The organism is Rhizobacter sp. P1_G5 (assembly GCF_056405435.1).
The window spans coordinates 1-6373 of sequence record NZ_JBFUCB010000347.1; the positions used below are offsets into that span (position 1 = coordinate 1).

Genomic DNA, 6373 nt, shown 5'->3' on the forward strand with positions numbered 1-6373 from the left:
GCACCATGACCGAACAGTTCTGGCTCATGAAGAGCGAGCCCGACGAGTGTTCGATCGACGACCTGGCCGCTGCGCCGAAGCAGCGCGTGCCCTGGGTCGGCGTGCGCAACTACCAGGCCCGCAACTTCATGCGCGACCAGATGCGCAGCGGCGACGGCGTGCTGTTCTATCACTCGTCCTGCCCCGAGCCGGGCGTCGCCGGGCTGGCGCGCGTGGTGGGCGAGCCGTACCTCGACGCCACGCAGTTCGACGCGAAGAGCAAGTACTTCGACGCCAAGGCCACGGCCGAGAAGCCGCGCTGGTGGCATGTCGACGTGGCGCTCGAGCGCAAGACGCGGCTGCTGTCGCTGCGCGAGATGCGCGAGGCGGCCTCGCTCGCGTCGATGGTGGTGCTGAAGCCCGGCAACCGGCTGTCGATCACGCCGGTGTCGGCGCAGGAATGGGCCGCGGTGCTCGAACTGCTGGATCGGAAGCCCTGATGGCTTTCGACCTCGGCTGGCAACTCATCCTCGAACTGCTCGTCCTCGGATCCTTCACCGGCTTCCTGGCCGGGCTGCTCGGCGTCGGCGGCGGCGCGACGCTGGTGCCGTTCATCACGCTGCTGCTGACGCTGAAGGGCTTCCCCGAGGCCTACATCGTGAAGATGGCGGTCGCGACCTCGCTGGCGACGATCTGCTTCACGTCGATCTCGTCGGTGCGCGCCCACCACCAGCGCGGCGGCGTGCGCTGGGACATCGTCAAGCTGCTCGCGCCCGGCATCGTGCTCGGATCGTTGCTCGGCGCGCAGATCGCGAAGGCGCTGCCGGCCAACTGGCTGGCGCTGCTGTTCGCGCTGTTCATCGGCTTCTCGGCCACGCAGATGTTCCTCGACAAGAAGCCGAAGCCGTCGCGCCAGCTGCCGCAGGGTGCCGGCATGATCGGCGCGGGCAGCGTGATCGGCGTGCTGTCGGCGCTGGTCGGCGCCGGCGGCGCGTTCGTCTCGGTGCCGTTCATGACCTGGTGCAACGTGCCGATCCGCGCCGCGGTGGCGACCTCGGCCGCCCTGGGCTTTCCGATCGCGCTGATGGGGACCGTCGGCTACATCTACGCCGGCTGGTCGCTGCACGACATGCCGCCCGGCACGCTGGGTTTCATCTACCTGCCGGCGCTGGTCGTGATCGCCGCGGCCAGCGTCACCACCGCGCCGCTCGGCGCGCGCACCGCCCACCGGATCGACACCGCGAAGCTGAAGCGGGTGTTCGCCGTGCTGCTGTACAGCCTGGCGAGCTACATGCTCTACAAGGGCATCAAGGGCCTAGCCTGATCCCGGATCGTCACGACGTCTCGAAGCGGATGCTTGCCAGCGTCACGTGATTGCCGCCGCGACGCCGCGCCTCGGCCAGCGCCGCATCGGCCGCCTGCAGCAGCTCCTCCTGCGTGTGCGCCGTGTGCGGGAAGCTCGCGACGCCCATCGACACGGTGAAGCCCAGGTCGCGCCCGTTCAGCATCACGATCTGCGTCGCGCACTGGCGGCGCAGCCCCTCCATCCGCGCATGCGCCGTCGCCAAGCCGACGCCCGACAGCAGCACCGCGAACAGGTCTTCCTCGAGCCGGCACGAGGCATCCATCGCCCGGGTGTTGCTGCGCAGCAGCCGCCCCAGCGCCTCGAGCACGCGTTGCCGCGCTTCCGGCCCGAGCGCCTTCACCTGGTCGTTCAGCGGATCGAGCGCCACCGACACCAGCGCGAACTCGCGGTGCTCGCGCGACGACAGGTCGACCTCGCGGCGCAGCTGGTCGTCGAAGTGCGCCCGCTGGTAGAGCCCGGTGACGGTGTCGCGCAGCCCCTGGTCCTGCATCTCGCGGCGGAACGCCTCGCTCGCCTGCTGCTGCTGCTCCAGCTGCTGCAGCGCGATCTGCAGCTGGGTCTCGTGCTGGCGCTGCGTGGTCTGGTCGAGCCAGAGGCAGCACAGGTAGCGGGGCCCGCTGCCGTCCTGCGAGGCCAGCGCCTGCCGGGTCACGCTGTACTCGCGCCGCCCGCCCTTGCGCTCGATGCGGTGCTCGCTGACCTGCGGCAGYGTCTGCACCATCGCCGACTGGTCGGCGGTGCGCAGCGTCGCGGCCTGGGCCGGGTCGAGCCAGTCTTCGTCGGACAGGCCATCCGCGGTGCGGCCGACCAGCGCGTCCATGCGGCTGTTGGCGTACACGTAGCGGCCGGTGGCGGCCTCCTTGATGGCCAGCGGGGCATCGAGCCGGTCGGCCAGCGTGAACACCAGCGCCCCCAGGGCCTGCGGTGCGAGCCCGAGCGATGCGGTGAGCGCGCGCGCGTTGTCCACGCGTGCGGGCACGGCCAAGGGCTTGGTTTCAGTCATGCGATGGGTCGGGTGTGCTGCTTTGAAGCGGCCGGGCGTCCTCTTCACCCCCGTTCAGCCGCTTCCCATGTCTCTTCTGTTCATCATAGCGGCACGGAGTTGCACCGCCCCCCCGAGATGGGGGGATTTCGAGAAGCTTTACCCCTTCGGCTAGCCCATCAGAACCTGCATGCTGCGCTCGTACTGCCCGGTCAGCTGCTCGAACAGCCCCAGCAGCGCCTCGCTGGCCTCGCCCAGCGCCCGCCGCCCCGGCAGCGCGGCCGCCTGGCCGCCGGCGCGCGCGAGCGTCAACCAGGCATCGCGGGCGGCGTCGAGCGCGTCGCGGATGTCGCGCGTGCTGAGCGGGATGTCGTCGAGGTAACGCATCGCCTCGTCGAACGCGGCGCCGGCCTCGTCGGCCAGTGCCTTCGCCCGTACCGCCCCGTCTCCCTCGAGCAGCTCGCCCAGCAGCACCTGCTTGGCCCAGCGCTGCGACAGCATGCGCTGGCGGCCACAGACGTTCAGCACGTGCAGCGTGGCCACCAGCCCGGCCGTCTCCAGGTTGCTGGTGAGCTGGTCGGCCTGCTGGAGAACGCGCTCGGCCAGCACGTCGACATCGGCCACCCGGCCGCGCTGCGGCGGGTCGGCGAGCGCCGCCTTCAGCCGCTGCCACGGCACCTCGACCGCGCTCAGYAGGTCGCCGAAGGTGGCCTGCGACACCGCCTTGCGCAACGCCACCACGTTGGCATCGACGCGTGCGCACGATTCGTCCAGCAGCCCGGCATGCGCGCCGCTGTCGACGCCCAGCGCGCTCAGCGCATACAGCTTGACGATGCGCTGCGACAGCATGCGCAGCTGCCCGGCCCGGTTCACCGCCTCGGCATAGCGCGCCGCCTCGATCACCTGCTGCGACACCTGGCCGACACGCTGGTTGCTGTGCATCGACGCCGTGCGCAGCACGCGGAAGGCCTCGTCCTCGGACACCTGGCGGGCGCGCATCAGGATGCCCTTGGCGCGATCCACCAGCTTGCGTTCCTCGAAGCGGTGCGTCACGTCGTCGAGCGCGGCCTGCCGCTTCTGCTCGAGCGCGCAGCGCGCCTGCGCGAGCTGCAGCACCGGCCGCAGCCGGGCCGGCGCATAGCCGTTGACGACGTAGGCGTGGATGCCGCTGTCGAGTGCGCGCTCGATCTTCTGCGCATCGGGATCCTGCGTGAACAGCACCRCCGGCCGCGGCGCGGTGGCGGCCAGCAGCGCGCAGGCCTCGAACACCGCCGCGTCGGCCGGCGCGTCGTGACAAACGACCACATCCGGCTCGAGCCGGATCGATTCCCGCACCAAGTTGCCGCAGCCCACCGCACCAAGCACGTGAATCCCGCTCGATTGCAGGTCGGCCTGCAAGGCAGGCAGGCCCTGGGAGGGGCCGAGCAGGATCAGGGCAGAAGTCATGGAAAGCCGGTTCGGCAGAACGTTGGCAGAAGAGGTTCGACAGAGGAGAAAGCACGACGCATCGTGCAAGGAACGAACCATACCAGCGCGGGGGGCCGCACGACGGGCCGCATCGCTGGCATGGCGCTTGCAACGCATGCGTCGGGTGTGACGCTGCACCCGACCTTGCCTCCGCACCGCGGGTGATGCTCACGACGAAGTGCGCATTCATGTGCCAACAGCTTCGGCGCTGCACATGTCAACCTCGTTCAAGAGTTTCCTGCGCGCGGGCCACGGCCCGACGCTCTTCGCGGCCTTCCTGTATTTCGCGTTCTCCTGCTGCATCTGGGTGCTGAACGGCGCGATGGCGCCCTTCATCAGCGAGACCTTCTCGCTGTCGCCGGCGCAGAAGGGCCTGATGCTGTCGGTGCCGATCATCGCCGGCGCGCTGATGCGCTTTCCGCTCGGCGTGCTGGCGCAGTACATCGGCCGCAAGCGCGCCACGCTGGTCGAGATGGGCCTGATCGCGGTGGCGATGCTGTTCGGCTTCTTCTTCGTGCACAGCTTCAACGAGCTGCTCGCGATGGGCGTGCTGCTGGGCATCGCCGGCGCGAGCTTCGGCGTCGCGCTGTCGCTCGGCGCCGGCTGGTTCCCGCCGCAGCACAAGGGCCTCGCGATGGGGCTGGTGGGCGCCGGCAACGTCGGCACCGCGGTGTCGGTGCTGGTGGCCCCGCCGCTCGCGCAGTGGCTGGGCTGGCAGGCGGTGTACGGCGTCGCAGCCGCGGCGATCGCCATCCCGATGCTGGTGATGATCCTGCTCGCGAAGGAACCGCCCGATGTCGACAGCCATGCGAGCCTGCGCGAGCACGTCGCCTGCCTGTTCGAGGGCGACGGCTGGGCCTTCAGCCTGATCTATGCGGTGACCTTCGGCGGCTTCATCGGGCTCACGACCTTCCTGCCGTCCTATTACCACGACCAGTTCGGCGTCAGCAAGGTGCAGGCGGGGCAGCTGACGATGCTGGCCGCCTTCATGGGCGCGGCGCTGCGCGTGGTGGGCGGCTGGCTCTCCGACCGCTGGGGCGGCGTCAACACGCTGACGCTGGTGCTGGTGGTGGTGGCCGCCTGCCTGCTGCTGACCGGCCTGTCGACCGGCTCGCTGGTGGTCACGACGCTGCTGCTGATGCTGTGCTTCGCGGCCCTCGGCGCGGGCAACGGCGCGCTGTTCCAGCTGGTGCCGCTGCGCTGGCCGATGGCCACCGCGGTGGCCGGTTCGATGATCGGCGAGATCGGCGCACTGGGCGGCGGGCTGGTGCCGAACGCGATGGGGCTGTCGAAGCAGTACCTCGGCACCTATGCCTGGGGCTTCGTGCTGTTCGCCATGCTGGCGCTGGTGATGCTGGCGGTGATGCGGGCGCTGCAGATCCGCTGGACGCGCACCTGGGCCGAGAAGGGTGGGCGGGCGCGGCCGGTGGCCGAGCCGGCCGACATCGGGCTGCGCACGACGCGGCTGCAGCCGCAGAAGGCCAGGCCATGAGCGATTCAGCGCGGCAGGAACAGCAGCCAGTAGATGAGCAGCAGGTTCAGCAGCACCGAGACGCAGAGCGCGATGCGGCCGAGCAGCCGCGGATCGCGCTGCGCGAGCGGCGTGGCGGGCGGCGCGGCGAGCTGGCGCGAGGCGCCGCGCTGCAGCGCGAGCAGCAGCTCCTCGGCGGTCTCGAAACGCTGGCGGGCATCGAGCGCCACCGCCTTCAGCACGACATGGTCGAGCCAGATCGGCACCTCGGGGCGCAGCCGCGACGGCGGCTTCGGATCGCTGCGGAAGCGCCCGCGCTGGTAGGGCTGCACCTCGCCGTACGGCAGCCGGCCGGTCAGCCACTGGTACAGCGTGACGCCGAGCGCGAACAGGTCGCTGCGTGCGTTGGCCGCCTCGCCGGCCGCGTTGTCGTCGCTCGCCCACTGCTCGGGGTTCATGTAGCTGGGCGTGCCGGCATGCAGGCTGCGCAGCACGCGCGGCTCGCGGCCCGAGACCGCGACGCCGAGGTCGAGCAGGCGCCAGCGGCCGTCGTCGCCGCGGTGCAGGTTGGCGGGCTTCACGTCGCGGTGCACGACGCCCAGCCGGTGCAGGCGCGCGAGTGCGCCGGTGATCGCGATCGCCGCATCGACCGCATCGCCGACGCTGGCGCGCTCGCCGGCCGCCAGCAGCTGCTCCAGCGTGYGGCCGGCATGCCAGTCGTAGGCGACGTAGAAGGCGGTCGGTTCGCGCAGTTCGCGCAATCGCACGAAACCGTCAGCGCTCCCCACGCGCGACGCGAGCCAGGCCTCGTGCGCCAGCATCGCGCGCTCCTGCGGGTCATTGGCGCGCGACAGGTGCAGCGTCTTCAGCGCGACCAGCGGTTCACCGGCTTCATCACTGCGGGCCTGGTACAGGCAGTGCACCCCGTTGTCGGCGACGCGCGCGGTGATCGTGAAGCCGTCGAGCCGGTCGCCCACCTTCAACCGCGGCGGCACCGGCAGGTTGCGGCCGCGGCGCAGCGCGTCGTTCAGCTCGCCGTCGGCCAGGCCGCGCACCCGCAACACCAGCGCGGTCGCGTTGTCGCGCCCGCCGGCGGCCAGCGCGGCGC

At 70.9% G+C, this 6373-nt stretch carries 6 protein-coding genes; 3 read left to right on the top strand and 3 right to left on the bottom strand.

Annotated features, from left to right (window positions below):
* Positions 1–5: 5 nt before the first annotated feature.
* Both AC1D12_RS21260 and AC1D12_RS21265 read left to right on the top strand, forming a co-directional pair.
* On the top strand, positions 6–479 hold the full coding sequence (locus tag AC1D12_RS21260; protein ID WP_477842696.1) for an EVE domain-containing protein: 474 nt from the start codon (positions 6–8) through the stop codon (positions 477–479).
* Complete coding sequence (locus AC1D12_RS21265; protein ID WP_047503005.1) at positions 479–1303, top strand: sulfite exporter TauE/SafE family protein; 825 nt, start codon at positions 479–481, stop codon at positions 1301–1303. The genes AC1D12_RS21260 and AC1D12_RS21265 overlap by 1 nt, the downstream gene beginning before the upstream one ends.
* A 10-nt stretch (positions 1304–1313) precedes the next feature.
* Here AC1D12_RS21265 and AC1D12_RS21270 read toward each other — a convergent pair whose 3' ends face one another.
* Both AC1D12_RS21270 and AC1D12_RS21275 read right to left on the bottom strand, forming a co-directional pair.
* Entirely contained in the window at positions 1314–2324 is a 1011-nt protein-coding gene (locus AC1D12_RS21270) for a sensor domain-containing diguanylate cyclase (protein ID WP_477842688.1), read from the bottom strand.
* Between the two features lie 174 nt (positions 2325–2498).
* On the bottom strand, positions 2499–3773 hold the full coding sequence (locus AC1D12_RS21275; protein WP_477842690.1) for an ANTAR domain-containing protein: 1275 nt from the start codon (positions 3771–3773) through the stop codon (positions 2499–2501).
* A gap of 235 nt (positions 3774–4008) precedes the next feature.
* Here AC1D12_RS21275 and AC1D12_RS21280 point away from each other — a divergent pair, with 235 nt between their 5' ends.
* Positions 4009–5286 (top strand): MFS transporter, encoded by a 1278-nt coding sequence (locus AC1D12_RS21280; protein WP_477842692.1) that lies wholly within the window; start codon positions 4009–4011, stop codon positions 5284–5286.
* A gap of 5 nt (positions 5287–5291) precedes the next feature.
* Here the strand turns inward: AC1D12_RS21280 and AC1D12_RS21285 are convergent.
* Positions 5292–6373: serine/threonine-protein kinase (locus tag AC1D12_RS21285; protein ID WP_477842694.1), on the bottom strand; the 1082-nt coding region annotated here is incomplete at its 5' end.